Consider the following 22,834-nt stretch of genomic DNA (forward strand, 5'->3'; position numbering starts at 1 on the left):
TGTCACAGTGTAAGCGTGCCGAGAGAACCCATGCGATGGGCGGGCTGGGGCGATCCCGCCAAGAGCCGCGAGCTGCCGGATCAGGTGCTGAAGCTGCTGCACGACCTGCTGGGCGTGCGCCCGCCGCCCGCTCCCGCCGCGACCCTGGAGTCGGTTGAGCTGCCGCCGATCGCCCTGCCCGAGCCGCTGCTGCGGGCGCTTGCCGGGGTCGTGGGCGAGGAGCACGTGCTGACCTCGCGGGCCGACCGCGTCCTGCACACCCGCGGCAAGTCCACCCCCGACCTGCTGCGCATGCGTGCCGGGGACGGCTCCGACGCGCCCGACGCGGTGGTGCTGCCCGGCTCGCACGAGGAGGTGGCCGCGCTGCTGCGGCTGTGCACCACGGAGCGGATCGCGGTGGTGCCCTTCGGCGGCGGCACCTCGGTCGTGGGCGGGCTCCAGGCCTCCCGAGCCGGCTTCGCGGGCGTGATCGCGCTGGACCTCGGCCGGCTCGACCGGCTGCGGTCGGTGGACACCGAGTCGATGGTGGCCGAGTTCGAGCCGGGCGTGCGGGCTCCCGACGCCGAGCGGCTGCTCGCCGCGCACGGGCTGACGCTCGGGCACGTCCCCCAGTCCTTCGAGTACGCCACGCTCGGCGGCTTCGCCGCGGCCCGCTCCAGCGGCCAGGCCTCGGCCGGGTACGGCCGTTTCGACGACATGGTGGTCGGCCTCACCGTGGCCACGCCCTCGGGCGATCTGGAACTCGGCCGTGCCCCCAAGTCGGCGGCCGGTCCCGATCTGCGGCAGCTCCTGCTCGGCTCGGAGGGCGTCTTCGGAGTCATCACCTCGCTGCGGCTACGCGTCCGGCGCGCCCCCGCCGAGCGGTTGTACGAGAGGTGGCGCTTCGCGTCGTTCGCCGAGGGAAGCGCGGCCTTGCGGGCGATCGCCCAAGAAGGGCCGCTGCCGGTCGTGCTGCGGCTGTCGGATGAGAACGAGACGATGGTCGGCCTGGCCAAGCCCGAATCCATCGAGCCGGGCGGCGAGGCGGGCTGCCTGGCGATCGTGGGCTACGAGGGTTGGCCGGCGACCGGTCGCGACGTCGCGGACGGCTGGGCGGGCGCCGTGGAGGCGGGCCGGGGGATCCCCCTCCCGGCTCGGCGGGAAGCGGTCGCGCGCGTGCTGGCGCGCATGGGCGGTGAGCCCGTGGGGGAGGTGCCCGGCGAGGAATGGGAGCGGGGCCGCTTCTCCGCCCCATACCTGCGTGACGCGTTGCTCGCGGCCGGCGCCACGGTGGAGACGCTGGAGACGGCCGGGTTCTGGGCCGATCTGCCGCGGCTCTACGACGCGGTGCGGCTGGCCCTGCTCGGCGAACTGGGCTCATCGCTCGTCATGTGCCACATCTCGCACGTGTACGAGACCGGCGCGTCGCTGTACTTCACGGTCGTGACCGCGCAGGACGACGACCCGGTGGCGCAGTGGGAACGGGCCAAGGCGGCGGTGAGCGCGGCCATCGTCGAGGCGGGCGGCACGATCACGCACCACCACGGGGTCGGCCGCGATCACCGCGATGCCTACGCCGCCGAAATCGGCCCGGTCGGCGTCGCCATCCTGGAGGCGGTCAAATCGCGGCTCGACCCGGCCGGGATACTCAACCCCGGCGTGCTGATCCCGTGGACCGGCTGAAGCGGCCGGGCCGCGCCGGAGCTTCGTACGGCGGCCGCATGCGCCGGTCAGGCGTCCGGCGGCGGAGTGACGCCGTCCGCCTCGGCCAGTGTCGCGGCGGCCTCGCTGTAGCGGTGGAGCGCCTCCAGCACGGCGGCCAGGCGATGCAGCGAGACCACGAGCGGGGCGCCGCCCTCCGCTCGGGTGAGCGTCACCGCCTCCTGGGCCAGCGGCAGCGCCTCCCTTGCGCGGCGCCGCTTGAGCAGCACCTTCGCCGCCGTGCTCAAGCAGCGCGCCAACAACTCCGTGTGCTCGCCGGGACGCTCCCTGGCCAGGGCCCGGCTCCTGGCGATGGCCTCGCTCAGGCAGTCGATCGCGCCGTTGCCCCAACGGGGCCGTTTCTGGGCATATGCCAGCAAACCCTCGATGGCCCTCGCCTCGGACGTGCCTTTTCTGGACGCTTCGTCCGGGCCGTTATGCGTCATGGGCGCCTCCCCGGGGCGTTCCCAACCGCTTGCTTGGGGCGTGAGGCTACACCATTGTGAACCTTCTGTGTTCTCTGCGGCACAGAGCGTTCGGGGTGCGCGAATGGGAGATCGCGGTAAAGATGTGGTCATGGTCGAAGTCGCGGCGGAGCGCGGAAAACAGCTTTCCTCACGGGTTTCGGAAGCGGGCGCGGGGTGGGCGTGCCCTCAGATCGGTACGTTTGACCAGCTCAGACCCAATGGTCATGGGTTCAGCTGGCTGAATCTGGCGACCTTGTGGCGTTCGCGCAACGAGACCCTGGCCGGGTTGTTCGGCGATCCCTCGGGCGAGGTCCGGGTGCGGTGGGTGGCGGCCCAGGAAGCGCGTGGGATTGACCCAGAATTTCGTATCAAGCCACCCGTTGGGGGAAATTTCAGTTTTCTGCTGCTCGGCGATACCGGCGAGGGCGACGCCTCCCAATACGCCGTCGTTCCCGGAATGCTCAAAGCGGGCGAAGGGACGTCGTTCGCCATCGTCGCCAGTGACGTCGTCTATCCGACGGGATCGGGCAACGAGTACGGGGACAAGTTCTTCCGCCCGTACAAGGACTACGACGCACCCATCTACGCGATCCCCGGCAACCACGACTGGTACGACGGGCTCGGCGGCTTCATGCGGGTCTTCTGCGACGCGCCGCCGCTCAAGCCCAAACCCGACCGTGGGCTGCGCGGCCTGCTGTGGCGCAAGCCGGAGACGATCGACGAGGCACGGCTGGCCGAGGCGCGCTCGCTCAGGGGCAAGCCGTCGCAGCAGGCCGAGCAGCCGGGGCCGTATTGGGCGATCGAGAGCGACGGCCTGCTCATCGTCGGCGTGGACACCGGCATCAGGAACGTGATCGACAAGGCGCAGACCGCGTGGTTGCGCCGGGTCTCGCTCGACCCCCGGCCGAAGATCCTCGTGACCGGCAAGCCCATCTACACCGCGAACGCCTACAAGCCCTCACAGCTGGAGGAAGGCGGCACGATTGACGACATCGTGCGCGACCCCGCGCACCGGTATGTCGCGGCCATCGGCGGAGACGTGCACAACTACCAGCGGTATCCGGTCAAGGTCGGCGATCGGGTGATCCAGTACGTCGTGGCGGGCGGCGGCGGCGCGTTCATGCATGCCACGCACACCATCGGCCGGGTCGACGTGGGAGGGGTGCACGAGGACGAATTCAAGTGCTACCCGCTGCGCGGCGACTCGCTGTCGTTCTACAGCCAGCTGTACGCGCGCAGGCTGCGGATGAAGTGGCTCTACCTCAGGCCCGACGAGGCCCTGTGCATCATGTCCGAGCACATCAAGAACCGGCCCGTCAGGACGCCCGGGGGGCCCGTGAAGATCACCCGCCGGATGCGGTGGGCGGCGCGGCTGCTCGGGGCCTGGCCGTGGCCGTTCCGGCTGCCCGTGGACAAGGTGTTCCACCGCTACCTGTCTGAGTTGTCCGACTGGGACACGCCGCCGTTCTTCAAGCAGTTCCTGCACGTGTCGGTCACGCCGGAGGAGCTGACGTTACGGTGCTTCGCCGCAACCGGATGCCTGGCGCAAGAGCTGGAGCCGCCGGTGGAGGACGAGGTGCGCATCAGTTTGTCGTAGTTGTCTGTCACCCTTGGGTGCGTGTATGTCGTGGTCGCCGGCGAGACGGTGCTCCCGGTCGGGGGCGCGGCCAGCTGTAGCGCGGACCTGGCGGAGGCCGTAGGCGAGATCGAGGCGGCCGAGCGGCCGCGGTGGGTGTGGGCAGACACGCGCGAGACCTATCCGGCGCTGCTGCGGGCGGGCGTGCGGGTCTCGCGCTGCCACGACATCGCGCTCACCGAAGGGCTGCTGCTCGCGTACGAGGGCCGCTACGGCGAGCCCCGCTCGGCCAGGGCCGCCCACGCGCGGCTGCACGGGCTGCCGGTGCCCGACGAGCAGCCGGACGCGCCCGGCACGCTCTTCGCCCCCGAGCCGCTCGCCGCGGAGGCGGTGGCCGAGGTGCTGGCGGATCAGCTGCGGCGGATCGAGGCGCTGCCTGTGCCCGGGAGGTTCAGGCTGCTGGTCGCGGCCGAGTCGGCGGGGGCGCTGATCGCGGCCGAGATGGCGCACGACGGCATGCCGTGGCGCAGGGACGTGCACGACGCGCTGCTGACCGAGCTGCTCGGGCCGCGGCCGGTGCACGGCATGCGGCCGGCCAAGCTGCAGGCGCTGGCCGACGAGGTGGCGGCGGCGTTCGGGCATCCGGTCAATCCCGATTCGGTGCAGCAGCTGATCAAGGCGTTCAAGGGCGCCGGGGTGGCGCTGAAGAGCACCCGGTCGTGGGAGCTCAAGCAGATCGACCATCCGGCGGTGGCGCCGCTGCTGGCGTACAAGGAGCTGGCCAGGCTCTACAGCTTTCACGGGTGGGTGTGGGCCGACCAGTGGGTGCGGAACGGGCGGTTCCGGCCTGAATACGTGGTGGGCGGTGTGGTGTCCGGGCGGTGGGCCACCAGCGGGGGAGGGGCGCTGCAGATCCCCAAGGTGATGCGGCGGGTGGTGGTCGCCGACGACGGATGGGTGCTGATCGTCGCCGACGCGGCGCAGCTGGAGCCCCGTGTGCTGGCCGCGATGGCCGGGGATGTGGGGCTGGCCGGGGCCGCCGGCGAGATCGACCTGTACTCGGCGCTGGCGCAGTCCTTCGGCGGTCAGCGGGACAACGCCAAGATCGCGATGCTGTCCGCCATGTACGGGGGCACCAGCGGGGACGCGCCCAAGCTGCTGGCGATGATGCGGCAGCGCTTCCCCCAGGCCTACCAGTTCGTCGAGGACGCCGCCAAGGCGGGGGAGGAGGGGCGGCTCGTGCGCTCCTGGCTCGGCCGCACCTGCCCGCCGCCGTCGGCGCGGTGGAAGGAGCTGGTGTCGGGGCCCGAAGGCGGGCGTGCGGCCAGGGACCGGGGGCGGTTCACGCGGAATTTCGTGGTGCAGGGGACGGCCGCGGAGTGGGCGCTGGCGTTGCTCGCGGTGTTGCGTGGGCTGCTGCCTTCGCCTGCCCGGCTGGTGTTCTTCCAGCATGACGAGGTGATGGTGCACTGCCCGATCGCGCAGGCCGAGGAGGTGATGGCGGCCGTGTCCGCGGCGGCTGAGGAGGCCAGCAGGCTTCTGTTCGGGCAGACGCCGGTGCGTTTTCCGATGGAGGCGGTCGCGGTCACCTGCTACGCCGACGCCAAGTGACCCGCCCCCCCGCCGCCGCGGTAGTGGGTGGCGGCCAGCCAGAGGCCCGCGACGGTGACCATGACGCCGACGCCCAGGCCGAGGGCGTCGTAGGACAGGACGCCGACGATGACGCCGGCCGCGATCGTGCCCGTGGCGCCGCAGACGTTCATCAGCAGGTCGGACAGCCCTTGGACGGCCGGGCGGCGGTCGATCGGGACGGACTCCGTGACCAGGGCGGAGCCGGCCACCAGCCCGCACGACCAGCCCAGCCCGAGCAGCACCAGCGCCGCCGTCACCTGCCACACGCGGTGCCCCGCCGTGCCCGCCAGGACGGAGGCGCTGAGCAGCAGGGCCATGCCGAGCACCAGCACCGGCACCTTGCCTGCCTTGTCGGCCAGCCAGCCCACCACTGGGGACAGCACATACATGCCCGCGATGTGCAGGCTGATCACGAACCCGATGACGTCCAGGTTCGAGCCGTCGTGGTGGAGCTTGACCGGGGTCATCGACATGACGGACACCATCGCCGTGTGGCTGACCGCGATCATGATCAGGGCCCGGCGGGCCATCGGGGTGGTGCGCAGGGTCTGCCAGGCGGTCCTGACTGTGCGGTGGCGCTGCGAGCCGGCATCCCCGGCTCCGTTCAGCCGCCGGGCCAGCGTGAGGGGGTCGGGCCGTAAGAAGACGATGATCACGACCAGCGCCAGCGCGAACGCCAGCGCCGCGAACGCGAACGGCCCCGCCTTCTCCACCAGCCCGAGCCGCATGCCGATCTGATCGGCCGGCCTGGCCAGGTTGGGGCCCGCGACGGAGCCGATCGTGGAGGCCCAGACGACCAGCGACAGGTGCCGGGCCGAGCGGCCCTTCGGCGACAGGTCCGTCGCCGAGTACCGCGCCGCCAGGCCCCCCGCGGTGCCGCCGCCCACCAGCACCAGCCCGGCCAGCAGCAGCGGCCACGTACTCAGGTTGATCGCGACCACGGAGATCGCGCAGCCCGTCAGCGCCGCCACATACGCCAGCGTCAGCCCCGCGCGGCGCCCGCCCTTGCCGGAGGCCCTGGCCGTCGGGAGGGCCAGCAGCGCGGCGCCGAGCACGGTGGCGGTTCCCGCGAAGCCGCTGATGACCGTGGACCCCGACAGCTCGTCGACCACGACGGAGCTGAGCGCCAGCCCGACGGCGACCCCCACGCCGCCCATGATCTGCGCGACGGACAGCACGCCCAGGGTGCGGCGCTGGATGCTTCGGATCCGGTCAGAAGAGGAGACAGCGGGCTTTGTGGGGGTGCTGGTCACCTGTGAAGTCTCGCATAGCCCCTGAGATCACCCCAAAAGAGGACAGGCATCCTTTCATCGGGGGGAAGGCCTTTTCTGCGCTATTTCAGAGAATGGTGATGGGATCTCCTATCGCAATCCGGCCGGGCCCGTCCGGGATCAGGTTGATGCCGAACCAGACCTTGCCGTCCCACTTGCGGTGCTTGGACAGCGTCCGGATGGGTTCCTTGCCCTTGGTATACGTGGCCGTGTCGATCGTGGTCAGCACGCACCGGTCGCACCCCTTGGTCACTCGGAAGTCGACCGCCCCGATGCGCACCCGCTTCCACTGGTCCTCCGCGAACGGCGCATCGACCCGGTCGATCACCACGTTCGGCCGGAAACGGTGCATCGGCAGCGGTGCGGGCGGCTCCTCGCCGCGCTCCAGCGCGCCCTCGGCGATCCAGTCGTTGAGCTGGGCGAGCGAGGCGGTGGATGTCAGCAGCAGCGGGTACGCGTCCGCCAGGCTGACGCGGTCCTCCGGACGGCCGTACGCGGGATCGACCGGGCGGCGGGTGGGGTCGTCGAGCCACTTCAGCCGGACCGGCCGCCCCGCCAGCTCCGACAGCCAGCGTGCCGCGTCGTCACCGCAGTCGGTGAGCTCAACCGGCGTGCGCCCCATGTCCACCATGGACGTTGCGCTGTCCGGGATGACCCGCAGCGGGGCGGCGTGGGGGCCGGCCAGGGTGAGAGCGCCGTCGTCCACCGTGGCCAGGCAGGCCAGGAGCCGCGGCTGCTCGCGCGCGGTCAGGACCTCGCCGCGCTCGTCGGTGATCAGGTAGCGCCGGTCGTCCGCCAGCCCCCAGGGCTGAACCTCGGCCTCGCGGATCTCGTGTCCTGCGGTGGACTTGACGGGATAAAAGTGGATGCTCGCCAGCCTCATACGGCCGACCGTACCTCACCGGCCGCAGCCGGCTCCGGCGCGGCCGTGTCCGCGCGGTGCAGGCGCGCGGCGAGGGCCACCGTGGCGAGGGAGACGACGCCGATCGCGGCGCCGATCCAGGCCACCGACGGGTAGCCGAGGCCCGCGCCGATCGACAGGCCGCCCAGCCAAGGGCCGACGGTGATGCCGACGTTGAAGGCGGAGACGTTCACCGCGGCGGCGAGCGTGGGGGCGTTCTTGGCCAGGGCGAAGACGCGGGTGTTGAGCGCGGGATTGGTGGCGAAGCCGAACGCCCCGAGCAGGAAGATCAGCGGCATGGCGAGGAGCGGGACAGACGCGGCCATGGCCAGTGCGGCCGAGATGACGACGAGGCCCGCGATGCCGGTGGAGAGTGACAGGAACGGGCGGGCGTCGGCGATCCTGCCGCCGATCGTGATGCCGATCACGCAGCCGACGCCGTAGAGGGCGAGGACGGCGGGCACCCATGCGGAGTCCAGGCCCGTGGTGTCGACGAGCATCACGCTCAGGTAGCTGAAGGACACCAGGAGGGCGCCCGTCGTGAGTGCGGTGGTGCTGTAGGAGAGCCAGAGCCTGGGGCTGGTCATCGAGCGCAGCTCGTCGGCGAGGCGCGGGACGGCGGTGCCGCCGTCGTTCCCGGACCCTGCGCCGGTCACCGGCGTGTCGCCGGAGCCGAGGACCGCCTGCGCTCCGGCCGCCGGTCCCGGACGGCCGCCCGGGATGGTGGCGAGGACGCCGGCGCCGGCGAGGGCCGACAGGGCCGCCACCGCCCAGAACGCCGCCCGCCAGCCGAGGTGCTGGCCGATGACGGTGCCGGCGGACAGGCCGATGACGGTCGCGACGGTCAGCCCGCCGGCGAGCACGCTCATCGCCTTGCCACGGGCGTTCGCGGGCACCAGACCGATCACGGTGCTCGCGGCCACGGCCCAGAAGCCCGCGTACACGAACGCGCCGACCACCCTGGTGGCGAACAACATGCCGTAGCTCGACGTCAGCGCGCCCACGATGTGCGACAGCGCGAAGACCGCGAGGAAGGCCAGCAGTGCCGTGCGGCGCGGCCAGCGCAGCGTGGCGGCGGCCAGCACCGGCGCTCCGACCAGCATCCCCATCGCGAACGCCGAGATCAGCAGCCCCGCCTGGGGCACGGACACGCCCAGGTCGGCGGCCATCTCGGGGAGCAGCCCGGCCAGCATGAGCTCCGAGGTGCCCTGAGCGAAGATCGACAGGCCCAGTATGTAGACCGCCAACGGCATGGCGGACTCCCTTCCTGTTTTAGATTAATCAGTTCAAAACGCGGACAGGAAAAGGTCAGAGTGCGTCCAGCGCGGTTCGCGCGACGGACCCGAGCGCGGCCCGGTCGGCGCCGCCGCGGGCCATGACGCGCAGCCCGCTGACCGTGGCGAACACGAAGCGCGCCAGCGCGAGCGGGTCCTTGGCCGGGTCGATCTCGCCACGTGAGCGGGCGGTCTCGAAAGCCGAGCGCATGATCTCGAACCGCTTGTCGTTGTCGCGCCGCAGCATCTCGGCCACCTTGGGGTCGCGCGGGGCCAGCTCGATCATCGAGTTGACCACCAGGCAGCCGGCCGGATCCTCGGGGTCGGGCTCGACCGCCCACCAGAGCACGGTCCTGACCTTCTCCTTGATGGGCAGGTCGCCGTACATGAGCTCGGCGAGTACGGCGTCGCGCTCGTCCATGTAGTGGCGCAACGCCTTCTCGAACAGATCGTGCTTGCTGGCGAACGTGTTGTAGATGCTGCTGCGCCCCAGCCCGGTGGCCACGCACAGGTCCTGTGTCGAGGTGGCCTCGTAGCCCGCCGTCCAGAACGCGCGCATGGCCGCCTCGACCGCCCGCGCCTCCTCGAACTTCCTCGGTCGCGCCATGCTCCGCACGTTAGCATGTTTTGGAACGGTCGGTGCAATATCTCGGGGCTACGTCGTCTTCCTGAACGTGTCCAGGAACACCTGCCGCGTGTCGGCCTGGTCGTCCCACTTGAGCTCGGGCAGGTCGAACGTGATCTTGAACGCGGTGGTGTCGTCGATCGTGACGTACCTGGTCAGCGCGTGCATCGGGACGCCGTTGGGTGTGGTGTAGGTGTACTCCCAGTCGGCCGCCTTCCAGCCGCGGTAGTCCACCCTCTGCAGCTGCACCTGGATGTAGCTCTCCAGGCCGCCGTCGGCCTCAAGCCTGCCGAGCTCGGCCAGCCCGCCGTCGGCCTGCGGCGTCGCCTCCTCCACGAGCGTCCGGATGCCGGAGTCCTTCGGCCCGGTGAACGTGGCCTCGCCGCCCGACGCGGTCAGCTTCCAGCCCTCGGGCACGGCGACGGAGAAGCCGGCCGGGGTGTGCTCCTTGTACCCCTCGGGGACGACCGATGGGTCGGCCTGCAGCGTCTTGTCGGTGGCGGACGTGGGGGCCGGCGTGCTCGGGGCGGCCTCGGGCGTGCCGCCGGACGACAGGACGACCATCACGGCGCCGATGACGACGGCCACCGCCAGCAGCGCGCTGACGATCGCGAGCGGTGTGGGCCGCCCGTCGCGCATCCAGGGTCCGTCGTCCTCGTCCGGCCTGCGCCTGCTCTTGCCCGGGCGCGGCCCGGCGCTCGGCAGGGTGGCCAGGCGGCTGTTGCCGATGTCATGCGACAGATCACGCGAATGCTCACGCAGGTCGTCGGCGGAGGCCAGCGGCCACGGGGTCGCGCCGGAGGTCGTGGACGAGCGGCTGTCGGTGGTCAGCGGCAGGATCGGCTGCGGGTGCGGTCCCGACGGGCCGTCCAGGTCGTCGTCGCGGGTTCGCCCCGCCATCCGATGCGGGCCTGTCGAGAAGGCCGGGGGTGCCTGCGGTCCCGTGCCGAAGGCGCCAGGCAGCTGGTCGGTCCGGTGGCTGCCCGACGGGGTGGACAGTCCGTCGTACGGCATCGAGTGGCCGCCCGACGGGCTGCTCAGCGGGTTGTACGGCACGCGTACCGGCCCCGAGGGCGTCTCCACGATCCGTGACGGCATCGGCCCCGACGGCGTGTCGAGCGGCGGCAGCAGCCCGGCGGGCGTCGGGTCGACCGGGCTGGGCAGCGTCTCGGGCTTGCGCGGGCGGGCGGAGCCGTGGGCCCGCAGCACCGCTTCCAGCATCTCCATGACCTGTACGGCCGTCAGCCGCTCCACGGGGCTCTTGCGGAGTAATCCCTCGATCACCGGCATCAGTGAGCCGGCCCGCTGTGGCGTGATCGGGTCCTGGGTGAGCACCTGGCCGAGCACCGCCACCGGATCGGGCCCCTCGTACGGCGGCCGCCCTTCGACGGCCGCGTACAACGTCGCCCCGAACGACCACAGGTCGGCCGCCTGGGTGATCGGCTGCCCGGACAGCCGCTCCGGCGGGATGTACGCCGGCGACCCCATGAGCAGCCCGGTCTGTGTGATGTTCACGTCGCCTTCGATGGCGGCGATGCCGAAGTCGGTCAGCACCACCCGGTCCTGGGTCAGCAGCACGTTGCCCGGCTTGATGTCGCGGTGCAGGATCCCGGCGGCGTGCGCGTGCGTGAGCGCGTCCAGCACGCGGATGCCGATCTCGGCGGTCTGGATCACGGGAAGCGGCCCGCTCTGGCGTACCGCCTGCTCCAGCGACCACGCCCGGACCAGCTCCATCACGATCCAGGGACGGCCGTCCTCCTCGACCACGTCGTGCACGGTCACGATGCCGGGGTGCGTCAGCCGCGCGGCCGATCTGGCCTCGCGCAGCATGCGCCGGTGCGCCACCTGCTTGCCCGCGTGGTCGAGTCCGTACGGGAGGATCAGCTCCTTGACCGCGACGTCCCGATCGAGCAGGACGTCGTGGGCATGCCACACCATGCCCATGCCGCCTCTGCCGACCGGCGACATGAGACGGTAACGCCTGCCGATCAGGCGGCCCTGGCTCTGCGGGGCGCCACTCGCGGCACTTCCCTCTCCGCCGGGACCGCTCAGCAAGCGGTCGGCTGCCATCTTCCCGCCCCCATCTCGCCTCATCCGTCACGTGCGTCTTCACGCTACTTGCAGATTATTGAGGTTCGACACGATATCGGCGGGGAATCCGTAATGGAAGCTGATGCCCCTTTACAACGCTGATGACGTGCAGATATATCGCTAATCAAACAGATCACTTACTGCGCCGGCCAAGGCCTGCAATGCGCTGGTGAAAGCCTCGGCGGGTGGCTTGACCAGGCCCGCTCCGACTTGGCCCGTTCCAGGGATCCGCCCCGCGATGCCGGTGTTGACCACGGGCAGCAGGCCCGTCCTGGCCACGAGCGTGACGTCGATTCCGACCGGCGTGCCGCGGAAGCCGAGGCCCGGTATCTGGTAGGCGGGGTGCTCGGCGAGCGTGATCTCGTACATGGAGCGGGTGGCCCGCACCGCGTCGGCCACCTCGCCGCCCACGAACCGCACGATGGCCGGGGACGCCGCCATCGCGAACCCGCCCAGCCCCGACGTCTCGGTGATGGTGGAGTCGCCGATGTCGGGGTTGGCGTCTTCTGGGCCGTACGAGCCCAGGTAGAGCCCGTCGGGCACCCCGGCGGGGGCGGTGAACCAGCGCCCGCCGAGCCCTGACACCTGGACGCCGAAGTCGGTGCCGTTCCTGGCCATGGCGACGACCATGGTGGAGCCGGGGATGTCGCGTGCCGCGTCCGTGCTGACCTTGGCCGCGGCCATGCCGGCGTTGAGGAAGAAGTGGTCGTTGCCGTTGATGAAGCGCAGCACCTCCGCGGCGTGCGCGGGGGCGGCCTCGACCACGGCCGGGGCCAGCTCGCGCAGCAGCAGGGAGGTGGCGGCCCGGTTGCGGTTGTGCAGCTCGTCGCCCATCTGCAGGGCCTGCGCGATCAGCGAGCGCAGGTCGATCGGTCCGGTCCGCTCCAGCGTCGCGGCCAGCGCGGGGCCGAGCACGGTGTCCATCCAGCGCAGCCGGTCGAGGACCTCCGGCCCGTACGCGCCGTACCTGAGCACCTTGCCCAGGCCCTCGTTCAGCGAGCAGTAGGCGGTGCCGCCGTACTCCTCGTCGCGTACCTCGAACAACCACATGGACGGGCTCACCACGCCCGCCATGGGTCCCACGGCGGCGTGTTCGTGGCACGGCCGCAACATGATCTCACCGGCCGCCAGCTTGGCCGTCGCGTCGTGCTCGTCTCCTGCCAGGCCCTCCAGCAACATCGCGCCGATGAGCGCGCCGCGCATCGGGCCCGAGGCGCGTTCCCACGTGATCGGCGGGCCCGCGTGCAGGAACGTGCCCTCGGCGAGCACCTCTGAGGCCCGCCGCACTCCCACCAGGCGCGGCCGCGCGGAGGTGAGGCGGCGCGCGGCCAGTTCGTTGGCGGCCTGTCTGCGCGGATCGGCAAGCACCGTGACCAGCGCCGGCGTGGTGCCGGGCAGCGGCGGACGCCAGTCCACCGGGGTCGTCGGCACGGCCTGCGCGGCCAGCGCCTCGTCGAGCAGCCCCGCGCCGACCGTGATCACGTTGGACGGGGCGGACAACGGGCTCATAGAAGACTCCTGGCATGCCGGGCCGCCTGGGCGTTGGACAGGAACACGGCCGCGCCCGCCGCCCGCAGCGCTGCGGCCTGGCGGTGCAGGTCCTGCGGGTCGCCCAGGGTGCCGACGAGGGCCACCACTACGGCGGCGGGCGTATGGGCGATGGCGGGTACGAGGGACGCCGCGGGGTCGGGGTCGGCACTGTGGCCCAGCACGACGTCCATGAGCACCACGTCGGTCTCCCTGGCCCGGGAGAGCGCCTCCACGCGCAGGGTCGGGTCGATCATGGGGTGCGCCCGTCCCCGGGTGTAGGCGTCGTCGCCGTAGTCGACGAAGTCGCCCTGCCCGGCGACCGCCGCGGCCTCCAGGCTGAGCGTGCCCCCGGCGTAGATGCCCTTGAGCGTCTTCGCCGAGGTCTCTCGCAGGGCGCCCGGCCAGGACGGCCACTCCGGCACGGACCTGCCGAGGGTGCGCAGCGCCTGCTCCGTCGCCTCGGTGAGGTCCGTGGGGAGCAGCGCGGACACCACCGGTGTACGCAGCCCGGCCACGGCCTCCTCCACCAGCCGCGCCACCTCGTGGGCGGGCGGCTTGGAGATCAGCACGATCAGCTCGGTGGCCGGGTCCTCGTCGAGCATGCGTAGCGCTCGCAGCGTCGACAGGCCGCCGACCGCTGCCGACAGGTCCCTGCCGCCTACCCCCAGGATGTGGCTGACACCCGCGCCCGCCCAGTCCAGCAGCGAGGTGACCTGCTGGGCGCCGGTGCCCGACGCGGCCACCACGCCGATGGGGCCGGGAGCGAGGACGTTCGCGAAGCCGAGGCCGACGCCGCCGATCGCGGCGGTGCCGCAGTCCGGGCCCATCACCAGGACGTCCCGCTGCTCTGCCAGCTCTTTCAGCCGCCGCTCCTGCTCGATGGGGACGCCATCGCTGAAGATCATGACGGGCAGGCCGGCCATGACGGCGTCGTACGCCTCGCAGAACGCGTGCTCGCCCGGCACCGAGACCAGAACCAGGTCGGCCGGGCCCCTGGCGGCCGCCGAGCCGGTGGTCAGCGGTGCCTGCTCGGTCGCGGTCCCAGGGCGCTGGAGTGTGGTCAGCTGCCGGTCGGCCTCGGCGACGGCCGCCCGGGTGTCGTGCGCCCGGACGGCGATCAGCAGATCGCCGGGACCGGCCTCGGGGACGGTGAAGCCGAGGTCCCTGATGACGGCGACGTTGAGGTCCGTCGCCATGGCGACCATGGCCGCCTCGACGCCCGGCGTGTCCGCCAGCGCCCGGCTGACCCGCATGAGCTGGACCGAGTCGTAGTACGCCCCCTTGCGGACCAGCACCGCCTCCGCGCTCACCCCCTCTGGGCTCACCGCTGCCCGCCCAGGGCCAGGACGGCGTGCACGCCGATGGCGACGCCCTGGGTGAGGTCGGCGCCGGAGGTGTGGCCGAGGCGGCGCAGGCGGCGCAGTGCCGGTTCGAGCGCCTGTCCGCCGGTGACGCCGCGCAGCACCGCGAGTACTTCGGGACTGGCCTCGCCCCTGGCCGCGCAGTGCAGGAGCGTGGCCGACAGGGGAGTGGTACGCGTGCGCGCGTCGAACGTGACGGTCGCACCCAGCCAGTCCGCCAGCCACACCGCCTGTTCCGTCTCCGTGGCCCGGCCGACGTGCCGCAACGTCACCAGCAGGCCTGCCAGCACGTCGTCGCCGCTCGGCGTGAGCCCAGGACCGAGCCCGATCAGCTGCTCGGCCGCCGTCACGACTCCCAGAAGCCACCCCTTCGCGCAGGCGGCGGCCAGCGAGGCGACCGCGCCGTTGCCGTGCAGACCGGGCCGCGGCTCGGCGGGCCGCGCCAGGATCGCGGCGGCGTCCGCCAGGGAATCCCGCAGCGCTCGATCAGCCGGCCCCAGCGACGGTGCCGGATCCCACCAGCGGCGCACGCGCAGACTCAAAGGCCCCAGGTCGATCGTGCGGTCGCCCACCGACGCCTCGTCACCCACCGTGACGTGCGGCAGCGCGCCCGCCAGCAGCGCCGAGTTCGGCAGCCTGGTGGCCTCGCCGGTGATGACGGCGATCACCGAAGGCTCCAGATCGGTCCTGACCTCCAGATACACGCCTTCGGGGAAGGCGGCGAGCACGCGGGCGGGGCGGCGCGGCGACTCCAGGACCGGCCGTACCGCCGTGCTGGCCGCGCCCGTCACATGGATGCGGGTACGCCGCGCGTGAGTACTGACCGTCACCGGACCTCCCAACCGACCTTGGACCTGACCGTAGAACGGGCAGGGAACCCTCCGTACGGAGAAATTTGCCAACAGTCAGCGGGAAGGTTGGCTCTTCCTGACAGACCGCTTCCCGGGTCACAATTTCCCCATGGAGCCCCCAGTCCGTCTTGCCAGCACCGGAACGATCATTCATGGCGTGTCCGTAGAAGAGGTCCTGGGCGTGTCGACCCTCGCGGAGGCCAGGCTCATCGCCGGGGAGAGCGGGCTCGGGCGCATCGTCCAGCGGCTCAACGTCATGGAGGTCCCCGACATCCTGGCCTGGGTCAAACCGCACGAACTGCTGCTCACCACCGGTTACCCCCTGCGCAACACGCCGCAGTCGCTGGGCCGGCTCGTGGCCGACCTCGACGAGCGCGGCCTCGCCGCGCTGGCGATCAAGCTCGGCCGGTACGTCGACGAGCTGCCCGACGAGATGGTCGAGCAGGCCGACCGGCTCGGTTTCCCGCTCATCCTGCTGCCGAACGACGTCGGCTTCGACGACATCCTCAACCAGGTGCTGACCGACATACTCAACCGCCAGGCGGCCCTGCTGGCCCGCGTCGAGGAGGCGCACCGGGCGATGGTGCAGGTGGTGCTGGCGGGCGGCGGGCTGGGCGAGGTCACCGCCGAGGTGGCGCAGCTGCTCGACGTGTCGGTCGCCGCCGTGGACGGCGCGGGTCACGTGTTGGCCACCGCCGGGCCCGCCGACCAGGTCGCGGTGCTGCGCGAGTCGATCTCCCGCGAGGGCCCGCCGACCTCGCCGGCCCGGACGTCGGGGCGCGGGAGGGCGTTCGCCTCGGTGCCGGTGCTGGCCGGCGGGCACCACCACGGCAGGATCGTCGCCTACAGCCCGTCGGGGGCGATCAGGGACGGCGACGTCGGCATCCTGGAGCGCGCCGCCACCGTCGCCGCGCTCGTCGTCACCCGGCAGGAGGCGGTCAACGCCGTCGAGAGCAAATACCGCGCCGACTTCCTGCGCGACGTGCTCACCGGCCGGGCCGGCACCATCGAGCGGGTCACGGCCCGGGCCAAGGCGTTCGGCTGGGACCTGGCGCGGCCGGCGACCGTGCTCGTGGCCGAGCTCGACCCCGACGGTGACGAGCGCAGCGCGCAGGACCGGCTGGTGTCGTGCTGGACGGCGGCGATCAGGCGGCACGACCCGCGCGGGGCGGTGGCCGGGTTCTCGCACGAGGTGGTGGCCGTGGTCGACGCCTCGATCGACGCCACCCGGGTGGCCAAGGACGCGGCTTCGGCGTTCGCCGACGTGCCGCCCGCGACGTTCTCGACCGGCACGTCCCGGCCCAGCCCGGGCGCGGAGACGCTGCCGGAGGCGTACTCGCAGGCGCTGAAGGCGGCCAGGGTGGGCCGCCAGCTGCACGGGCCCGGCGCGGTCGCGCACTTCGACCAGCTGGGCGTCTATCGGCTGCTGTCGCTGGTGAACGACACCGACGAGCTGCACGCCTTCGTCCGCGAGACGCTCGGGCCGCTGGCCTCCGACGACGACGCCGAGAACGGCGACCTCCGGCGCACGTTGCAGGTGCTGCTGGAGACGAACCTCAACGTGGCGGAGACCGCCAGGCGGCTGCACTTCCACTACAACACGCTGCGCTACCGGATCGGGAAGCTGGAGCGGCTGCTCGGCAACTTCACCGACGACCCGCACCTGCGGCTCAACCTGACCCTGGCCCTGCACGTGCTGCGCATGCGGGGCATCTAGGCTGGAGCCTCGTGGACCTGGACTTCGAACTGCAATCCGACTACATCCCGCTGTGCGACCTGCTGAAGTACTGCGGGATCACGGAGACCGGCGGCATGGCCAAGCAGCTGATCGCCGAGGGCATGGTGCTCGTGGACGGAGAGGTTGAACTACGCAAAACCGCCAAAATCAGGGCAGGTCAGGTCGTGAGTGGCGAAGGATTCGCGATTCACGTCACGTAGTTCTTGCGTGTGCGCGAGGTTTCACTGGTAGTCGGCGCAGATTTGGCAGATCATGCCCGTGTAGGAGTGTCCGGGCGGGCCTAATGTGCCCGCAACGGAACGTGGCGCCGGCTCAGCGAAAAACCAGCACAAAGGGGCCCTCTCATGGTGTGGGGTTGGACCAGACACGGTGACGGCAAGCACCTGACGCCTGGAGAGGTGGTCAGGCCCGACGAGCGCTTGAGCTGGCCCAGAATGGTGGGCTTCGGCGCGCAGCACGTGATCGCGATGTTCGGCGCGACGTTCGTCTTCCCGATCGTCATGGGGCTGGACCCCAACGTCGCCGTGATGATGTCGGGCGTCGCGACGATCCTGTTCCTGCTGATCGTGAAGGGCAAGGTGCCCAGCTACCTGGGCACCAGCGCGTCCTTCGTCGGCGGCGTGTTCGCCATCAGGGCGGCCGCGGGCGGCGACACCGCCGGCGCAGACGCGATCGTGACCGGCGCGATCCTGGTCGCCGGCCTGGTTCTGGCGCTGGCCGGGCTCGCCATCCACTTCCTGGGTGTGGAGATCATCCACAAGGTCTTCCCGCCCGTGGTCACCGGCGCGGTGGTGATGCTCATCGGGTTCGGGCTGGCGTTCGTGGTAGCGGACGTCTACTGGCCGCAGGACCACTGGGTGGCGCTCATCACGATGGTGATCACGTTCCTGGTGATCGTGTTGTTCAAGGGCTTCATCGGGCGGATCGGCGTGCTGATCGGGCTGGTCACCGGGTTCGTGCTGTCGTGGCTGCTCGACCGGGCGGCCGGGCCGGTCACGTCCGTGCTGCCCGGCCAGAACCTTCGGGACGCGGCGGGGAACGCGTGCCCGGTCGAGGGCACGTACTGCGTGGCCACGGCGTTCCCGCACGACCGGGTGAACTTCGGCCAGGTGGCCCAGGCGGAGTGGTTCGGGCTGCCGGACTTCCACGGCCCCGACTTCCGCTTCTCGGCAGTGCTGCTGGTGCTGCCCGCCGTCATCGCGCTCATCGCGGAGAACATCGGGCACGTCAAGGCCGTGGGTGAGATGACGGGGGCGGACGTGGACCCGTACGTCGGGCGGGCGGTGGTCGCGGACGGCGTGGCCACCGTGGTCACCAGCGCGGTCGGCGGCTCGCCGACGACGACGTACGCCGAGAACATCGGCGTCATGGCCGCCACCAGGGTCTACTCGACGGCCGCCTACTACATCGCCGGCGTCATCGCGATCTTCTTCGGGCTGGTCCCCAAGTTCGGCGCGCTGGTCGCGGCCACGCCGGGCGGCGTGCTCGGCGGCGTCACCGTCATCCTGTACGGCATGATCGGCCTGCTCGGCGCGAAGATCTGGATCGAGAACCGGGTGGACTTCGCCGACCCGGTCAACATGGTCCCCATCGGCGCGGGCATCATCCTGGCCATCGGGCCCGTGACCCACTTCATCGCCGGGGAGTTCATCCTGGAGGGCATCGCGCTCGGCACCATCGTGGTGCTGGGCGGCTACCACCTGCTGCGGGCCATTGCCGGGCGGTCGCTCAAGCCGGCCAGGAGCGAGGCCGGGTGAAGCCGCCGCCGTTCGAGTACCACGCCCCGCGCGACCTCGGCACGGCGTTGCGGACCCTCGCCGAGGTCCGGGGCAAGGTGCTGGCCGGAGGGCAGAGCCTGATCCCGATGCTCAACATGCGGCTGGCCGCGCCTGAGCATCTCGTCGACATCAACCATGTGGCGTCGCTGGGCGGCATCGAGCGCACCGAGGCCGGTGTGCGCGTCGGCGCGCTGGCCCGGCACTCCGAGGTGGAACGGGCCGGCGCGCATCCGCTGCTCACGCGGGCGCTGAAGCTGGTCGCCCATCCGGTGATCCGCAATCGCGGGACTGTGGTGGGCAGCCTCGTGCACGCCGACCCGGCCGCCGAGCTGCCGGCCGTGCTGGCCGTCCTGGGCGGCTCCGTCCGGATCGCCCGCTGGCAGGGCGCTTCCCGCAGCCCGTCCGGTGGCGTTGCCAATGGCGCGTCCGGTGGCGTTGCCAATGGCGCGTCCGGTGGCGTTGCCAATGGCGCGTCCGGTGGCGTTGCCAATGGCGCGTCCGGTGGCGTTGCCAATGGCGCGTTCGGTTCCGTTCCCGGTGACGCGGCGTCCGTTGGGGACGTGCCGCGGGACGCGGTGGTGCGGGACGTGCCTGCCGAGGACTTCTTCGTCGGTCCCATGGAGTCGGCGGTCCAGCCCGGCGAGCTGGCCGTATCGGCATATTTCCCGGCATTGGGCCCGCGGACCGGGGCCGCTTTCGAGGAGGTGGCCCGCAGGCACGGCGACTACGCCCTCGCCGGGGTCTGCGCCGTCGTCACACTGGACGAGGATGCGTTCGTCACCGCCGCAAGGGTCGCCTGCATCGGTGTCGGGCCCGTGCCGGTGGTCGTGGACGTGGCGGAGATGAGCGGGCAGTCTCCCGTCCACGGGATCGACCGGGTCGTGGCCCAGCTTGTGCTTGACGCGATCGAGCCCGAGAGCGACATCCACGCATCGGCCGCCTACCGCAGGCACCTGGTGAGGGTGCTCGCCCAGCGGGCGCTGCGCAACGCGGCCAGGGAGGCGGAGACCCGTGCAGCATGAGATCACGCTCGTCGTGAACGGCGCCCCCAGGCGGGTGAGCGTCCCGGCCCGCCGGCTGCTGTCGGACTGCCTGCGCCACGACCTCGGCCTGACCGGCACCCACGTGGGGTGCGAGCACGGCGTCTGCGGCTGCTGCACGGTGCTGCTCGACGGGCAGCCGGTGCGCTCGTGCCTGACGTTCGCCGTCACCGTGGACGGCCGCGAGATCACCACCGTCGAGGGCCTCGCCGGACCGGACGGGCTCTCACCCGTGCAGCGGGCCTTCGCCGAGTGCCACGGGCTGCAGTGCGGCTTCTGCACGCCGGGGTTCCTGTGCACGGTGACCGCCCTGCTGGCGGAGAACCCGGCGCCGACGGAGGAGGAGGTGCTGGAGGGCGTCTCCGGCAACCTGTGCCGCTGCACCGGCTACCAGAACATCGTCAAGGCCGTCCACCGGGCCGCCGAGCTGCTGGCGGAGGAAGCATGACGACGAGGTTGTTCGGGGAGTCCGTAGCGCGCAGGGAGGATCCCAGGCTGCTCACCGGACAGGGCCGCTACCTCGACGACCTGGGGCGTGACGCGCTCGCCGCCGCGTTCGTGCGCTCGCCGCACGCGCACGCCCGCATCCGCGACATAGACGTCGGGCCGGCGCTGGACGTGCCGGGGCTCGTCGCCATCTACACCTGGGAGGACCTGCCCGAGCGGGTGGGCCGGGCGCTGCCGCTCCTCATCCCGCACCCGGCGCTCACGCACGGGCGGACCGCGTACCCGCTGGCCAGGGACGTCGTCAGGCACGTCGGCGAGCCGGTGGTGATGGTCGTGGCCGCCGACAGGTACGCGGCCGAGGACGCCTGCGCGCTCATCGAGGTCGACTACGAGCTCCTCAAGCCGGTCGTCGGCCTGGAGGAGGCCGTTCAGGGTGCCCAGCTCGTGCACGAGGACGTGCCCGGCAACATCGGCGCCCACCTCGTCCAGGAGGTCGCCGCCGCCGACGGGCGCGGCGCCCGGGAGGCCATCGAGATCGCGCCGCACACCCTGGCCTTCCGGCTCGACATCGAGCGCAGTGCCAGCATGCCGCTGGAAGGCCGCGGCGTGTACGCCCGCTGGGACGGCTCGGACCTGCGGGTCTACTCCAGCACCCAGACCTCCACCAGCGTCCGCATGGCCGTCGCCGCCGCGCTCGGCCTGCCGCTGCCGAAGGTCGAGGTGATCGCGCCCGACGTCGGCGGCGGGTTCGGCGTGAAGATCGTGCATCCGTGGCCGGAGGAGATCGTCATCCCGTGGGCGGCCATGACGCTCGGCCGCGAGATCAAGTGGACCGAGGACCGCAGGGAGCACTTCATCTCCTCCGCGCACGAGCGCGGGCAGGTGCAGTACGTGCGCGTGGGGTTCGACGACGACGGGCAGGTGCTCGGGCTGGATGTGACGATCCTGCACGACCACGGCGCCTACACCCCGTACGGGATCATCGTGCCGATCGTCACCTCGACCCAGCTGCTCGGCCCCTACAAGATCGGGGCGTACCGGGTCGAGTTCAGCGCCGTCTACACCAACACCGTGCAGGTCACCCCGTACCGGGGCGCGGGCCGCCCGCAGGGCGTGTTCTGCATGGAGCGCACCATGGACAAGATCGCCCGATACCTGGGCAAGGATCGGACCGAGGTGCGGGCGGTCAACTTCATCCAGCCCGATGAGTTCCCGTACGACCAGCGGATGACGTTCCAGGACGGGCGGCCGCTGATCTACGACAGCGGGAACTACCCGGAGATGCTCCGCATGATCAAGGAGCTGATCGGCTGGGACGCCTTCGAGCGGGCGCCCGGGCGGGGCATCGGGATCGGCTGCTACGTCGAGGGGACCGGGGTCGGACCCTACGAGGGCGGGCACGTGCAGGTGACCTCCGACGGTCGCGTGCACGTGTCCACGGGACTCACCTCGCAGGGCCAGGGGCACGAGACGGTGTTCGCCCAGATCGCCGCCACCGAGCTGGGCGTGCCCATCGAGCGGATCAGTGTGGTCACCGGCGACACGCGCAGGTTCGGCTACGCGGTCGGCACCTTCGCCTCCCGCGCGGCCGTCGTCAGCGGCAACGCCATCGCCCTGGCCTGCAGAAAGGTCCGCGACAAGGCGTTGCGCATCGCGGCGGACGCCCTCGAGGCCGATCCGTCGGACCTGCAGATCACCGACGGCGTGGTGCACGTGGCGGGCGCGCCGACCGCGTCCATCCCGCTGTCCACGGTCGCGGTGCTGGCCAACCCCCTGCGGTACGCCTTCGACGACGAGGCCGCCAAGGCGACTCAGTTCTCCGGCACCGCCTCCCCGGACCGGCCGCCCGTGGCCGAGGGCGAGGAGCCGGGGTTGGAGGGGCGCGACTACTACTCGCCGATCAGGTCCACGTTCGCGGCGGGCATGCACGCCGCTGTCGTCGAGACCGACCCGGACACGGCCGAGATCAGGATCGTCAGGTACGCGGTCGTGCACGACTGCGGGCGGCTCATCAACCCGATGATCGTGGAGGGACAGATCCACGGGGGAGTGGCGCAGGGCGTCGGCGGCGCACTCTACGAGCGCATGGTGTACGACTCGCACGGGCAGCTCGTGAACGCCTCCTTCATGGACTTCCTCATGCCGTACGCCACCGAGGTCCCCCACGTCGAGACCGCCCACCTGGAGACGCCGTCGCCGCTCAACCCGCTCGGCATCAAGGGCGCGGGCGAGGCCGGGGTCATCCCGGTGTCCGCCGTCATCGCCTCGGCCATCGAAGACGCCGAGGGCATCGAGATCGACCGCATGCCGATCTCCCCGTCGGACCTCTTCGACCTGCGTACCGCCCGTACGGCGTGATCCTTACGCCCTGATCGGCGCGCGGGTCCGCCGGACGGGGTACCCGCGAATCAACCCGGCGGGGGACGCCCCGGCCCGCCTCCGCCCGGCATTCTCGATATCCGGCAACCAGCACGCAACCGATGTGACCAAGGTCGCATCGCATTGCTCTACAGCTTGTAGTACTACTGCTAGTAGATGAACTACAGCCTGTAGAGCTCAGGAGTCGACGGGG

18 protein-coding genes are annotated in these 22,834 nt (G+C 71.5%); 9 read left to right on the forward strand and 9 right to left on the reverse strand.

Going from position 1 to position 22,834, the window contains the following annotated elements; all coding sequences use genetic code 11:
• Nucleotides 1-30 precede the first annotated feature (30 nt).
• Nucleotides 31-1,662: an FAD-binding oxidoreductase gene (locus tag ACTWPT_RS11100; protein WP_443177350.1), complete on the forward strand. Its 1,632-nt coding sequence runs from the start codon at nucleotides 31-33 to the stop codon at nucleotides 1,660-1,662.
• A 47-nt stretch (nucleotides 1,663-1,709) separates the two neighbouring features.
• Here the strand turns inward: ACTWPT_RS11100 and ACTWPT_RS11105 are convergent, their stop codons facing one another.
• Nucleotides 1,710-2,126 (reverse strand): hypothetical protein, encoded by a 417-nt coding sequence (locus tag ACTWPT_RS11105; RefSeq protein WP_443177197.1) that lies wholly within the window; start codon nucleotides 2,124-2,126, stop codon nucleotides 1,710-1,712.
• A 274-nt stretch (nucleotides 2,127-2,400) separates the two neighbouring features.
• Here ACTWPT_RS11105 and ACTWPT_RS11110 point away from each other — a divergent pair, with 274 nt between their 5' ends.
• A complete protein-coding gene (locus ACTWPT_RS11110; protein WP_443177198.1) occupies nucleotides 2,401-3,744 on the forward strand; it encodes a metallophosphoesterase family protein in 1,344 nt (447 codons plus the stop codon).
• 21 nt (nucleotides 3,745-3,765) lie between these two features.
• Nucleotides 3,766-5,334 carry a bifunctional 3'-5' exonuclease/DNA polymerase gene (locus tag ACTWPT_RS11115; RefSeq protein WP_443177199.1) on the forward strand — a complete coding sequence of 523 codons (1,569 nt, stop codon included), beginning with the start codon at nucleotides 3,766-3,768 and terminating at the stop codon, nucleotides 5,332-5,334.
• Here ACTWPT_RS11115 and ACTWPT_RS11120 read toward each other — a convergent pair.
• From ACTWPT_RS11120 to ACTWPT_RS11155, 8 genes are all read right to left on the reverse strand, one after another.
• Nucleotides 5,316-6,608: an MFS transporter gene (locus tag ACTWPT_RS11120; protein ID WP_443177200.1), complete on the reverse strand. Its 1,293-nt coding sequence runs from the start codon at nucleotides 6,606-6,608 to the stop codon at nucleotides 5,316-5,318. The two genes, ACTWPT_RS11115 and ACTWPT_RS11120, sit on opposite strands and share 19 nt — an antisense overlap.
• Nucleotides 6,609-6,693: 85 nt before the next feature.
• Nucleotides 6,694-7,509, reverse strand: a complete 816-nt coding sequence (locus ACTWPT_RS11125; protein ID WP_443177201.1) for an MOSC domain-containing protein — start codon at nucleotides 7,507-7,509, stop codon at nucleotides 6,694-6,696.
• Nucleotides 7,506-8,780: a Cmx/CmrA family chloramphenicol efflux MFS transporter gene (locus ACTWPT_RS11130; RefSeq protein WP_443177202.1), complete on the reverse strand. Its 1,275-nt coding sequence runs from the start codon at nucleotides 8,778-8,780 to the stop codon at nucleotides 7,506-7,508. Before ACTWPT_RS11130 ends, ACTWPT_RS11125 begins: the two co-directional genes overlap by 4 nt.
• 55 nt (nucleotides 8,781-8,835) lie before the next feature.
• On the reverse strand, nucleotides 8,836-9,408 hold the full coding sequence (locus ACTWPT_RS11135) for a TetR/AcrR family transcriptional regulator (protein ID WP_443177203.1): 573 nt from the start codon (nucleotides 9,406-9,408) through the stop codon (nucleotides 8,836-8,838).
• 48 nt (nucleotides 9,409-9,456) lie between these two features.
• Nucleotides 9,457-11,496: a protein kinase domain-containing protein gene (locus ACTWPT_RS11140; protein ID WP_443177204.1), complete on the reverse strand. Its 2,040-nt coding sequence runs from the start codon at nucleotides 11,494-11,496 to the stop codon at nucleotides 9,457-9,459.
• A gap of 141 nt (nucleotides 11,497-11,637) precedes the next feature.
• Nucleotides 11,638-13,026, reverse strand: coding sequence for a DUF1116 domain-containing protein (locus ACTWPT_RS11145; RefSeq protein WP_443177205.1), 1,389 nt, complete (start codon nucleotides 13,024-13,026; stop codon nucleotides 11,638-11,640).
• A complete protein-coding gene (locus ACTWPT_RS11150) occupies nucleotides 13,023-14,357 on the reverse strand; it encodes an FdrA family protein (RefSeq protein ID WP_443177206.1) in 1,335 nt (444 codons plus the stop codon). The genes ACTWPT_RS11145 and ACTWPT_RS11150 overlap by 4 nt, the downstream gene beginning before the upstream one ends.
• 11 nt (nucleotides 14,358-14,368) lie before the next feature.
• On the reverse strand, nucleotides 14,369-15,238 hold the full coding sequence (locus ACTWPT_RS11155) for a DUF2877 domain-containing protein (RefSeq protein ID WP_443177207.1): 870 nt from the start codon (nucleotides 15,236-15,238) through the stop codon (nucleotides 14,369-14,371).
• A gap of 130 nt (nucleotides 15,239-15,368) precedes the next feature.
• On the opposite strand from ACTWPT_RS11155, the gene ACTWPT_RS11160 reads away from it, so the two are divergent.
• The 6 genes from ACTWPT_RS11160 to cutA all read left to right on the forward strand — a co-directional run bounded on the left by ACTWPT_RS11160 (nucleotide 15,369) and on the right by cutA (nucleotide 22,620).
• Complete coding sequence (locus ACTWPT_RS11160; protein WP_443177208.1) at nucleotides 15,369-16,976, forward strand: PucR family transcriptional regulator; 1,608 nt, start codon at nucleotides 15,369-15,371, stop codon at nucleotides 16,974-16,976.
• Nucleotides 16,977-16,987: 11 nt separating this feature from the next.
• On the forward strand, nucleotides 16,988-17,197 hold the full coding sequence (locus tag ACTWPT_RS11165) for an RNA-binding S4 domain-containing protein (protein WP_443177209.1): 210 nt from the start codon (nucleotides 16,988-16,990) through the stop codon (nucleotides 17,195-17,197).
• Nucleotides 17,198-17,341: 144 nt separating this feature from the next.
• Nucleotides 17,342-18,754, forward strand: coding sequence for a uracil-xanthine permease family protein (locus ACTWPT_RS11170; RefSeq protein ID WP_443177210.1), 1,413 nt, complete (start codon nucleotides 17,342-17,344; stop codon nucleotides 18,752-18,754).
• Nucleotides 18,751-19,797, forward strand: a complete 1,047-nt coding sequence (locus ACTWPT_RS11175) for an FAD binding domain-containing protein (RefSeq protein WP_443177211.1) — start codon at nucleotides 18,751-18,753, stop codon at nucleotides 19,795-19,797. Before ACTWPT_RS11170 ends, ACTWPT_RS11175 begins: the two co-directional genes overlap by 4 nt.
• The gene (locus tag ACTWPT_RS11180; RefSeq protein WP_443177212.1) at nucleotides 19,787-20,263 is read left to right on the forward strand and encodes a (2Fe-2S)-binding protein; all 477 of its coding nucleotides are present in this window, start codon (nucleotides 19,787-19,789) and stop codon (nucleotides 20,261-20,263) included. The genes ACTWPT_RS11175 and ACTWPT_RS11180 overlap by 11 nt, the downstream gene beginning before the upstream one ends.
• Nucleotides 20,260-22,620 (forward strand): aerobic carbon-monoxide dehydrogenase large subunit, encoded by a 2,361-nt coding sequence (cutA, locus tag ACTWPT_RS11185; protein ID WP_443177213.1) that lies wholly within the window; start codon nucleotides 20,260-20,262, stop codon nucleotides 22,618-22,620. The genes ACTWPT_RS11180 and cutA overlap by 4 nt, the downstream gene beginning before the upstream one ends.
• Nucleotides 22,621-22,834: the final 214 nt, after the last annotated feature.

This window comes from Nonomuraea sp. 3N208, from assembly GCF_052245935.1.
GTDB lineage: Bacteria > Actinomycetota > Actinomycetes > Streptosporangiales > Streptosporangiaceae > Nonomuraea.

What these genes read in the sequence shown, in the direction of transcription:
- ACTWPT_RS11100 (WP_443177350.1), top strand. Translation starts at nt 31, where the DNA reads ATGCGATGGGCGGGCTGGGGCGATCCCGCCAAGAGCCGCGAGCTGCCG.
- ACTWPT_RS11105 (WP_443177197.1), bottom strand. Translation starts at nt 2,126, where the DNA reads ATGACGCATAACGGCCCGGACGAAGCGTCCAGAAAAGGCACGTCCGAG.
- ACTWPT_RS11125 (WP_443177201.1), bottom strand. Translation starts at nt 7,509, where the DNA reads ATGAGGCTGGCGAGCATCCACTTTTATCCCGTCAAGTCCACCGCAGGA.
- ACTWPT_RS11130 (WP_443177202.1), bottom strand. Translation starts at nt 8,780, where the DNA reads ATGCCGTTGGCGGTCTACATACTGGGCCTGTCGATCTTCGCTCAGGGC.
- ACTWPT_RS11135 (WP_443177203.1), bottom strand. Translation starts at nt 9,408, where the DNA reads ATGGCGCGACCGAGGAAGTTCGAGGAGGCGCGGGCGGTCGAGGCGGCC.
- ACTWPT_RS11140 (WP_443177204.1), bottom strand. Translation starts at nt 11,496, where the DNA reads ATGGCAGCCGACCGCTTGCTGAGCGGTCCCGGCGGAGAGGGAAGTGCC.
- ACTWPT_RS11145 (WP_443177205.1), bottom strand. Translation starts at nt 13,026, where the DNA reads ATGAGCCCGTTGTCCGCCCCGTCCAACGTGATCACGGTCGGCGCGGGG.
- ACTWPT_RS11160 (WP_443177208.1), top strand. Translation starts at nt 15,369, where the DNA reads ATGGAGCCCCCAGTCCGTCTTGCCAGCACCGGAACGATCATTCATGGC.
- ACTWPT_RS11170 (WP_443177210.1), top strand. Translation starts at nt 17,342, where the DNA reads ATGGTGTGGGGTTGGACCAGACACGGTGACGGCAAGCACCTGACGCCT.
- cutA (WP_443177213.1), top strand. Translation starts at nt 20,260, where the DNA reads ATGACGACGAGGTTGTTCGGGGAGTCCGTAGCGCGCAGGGAGGATCCC.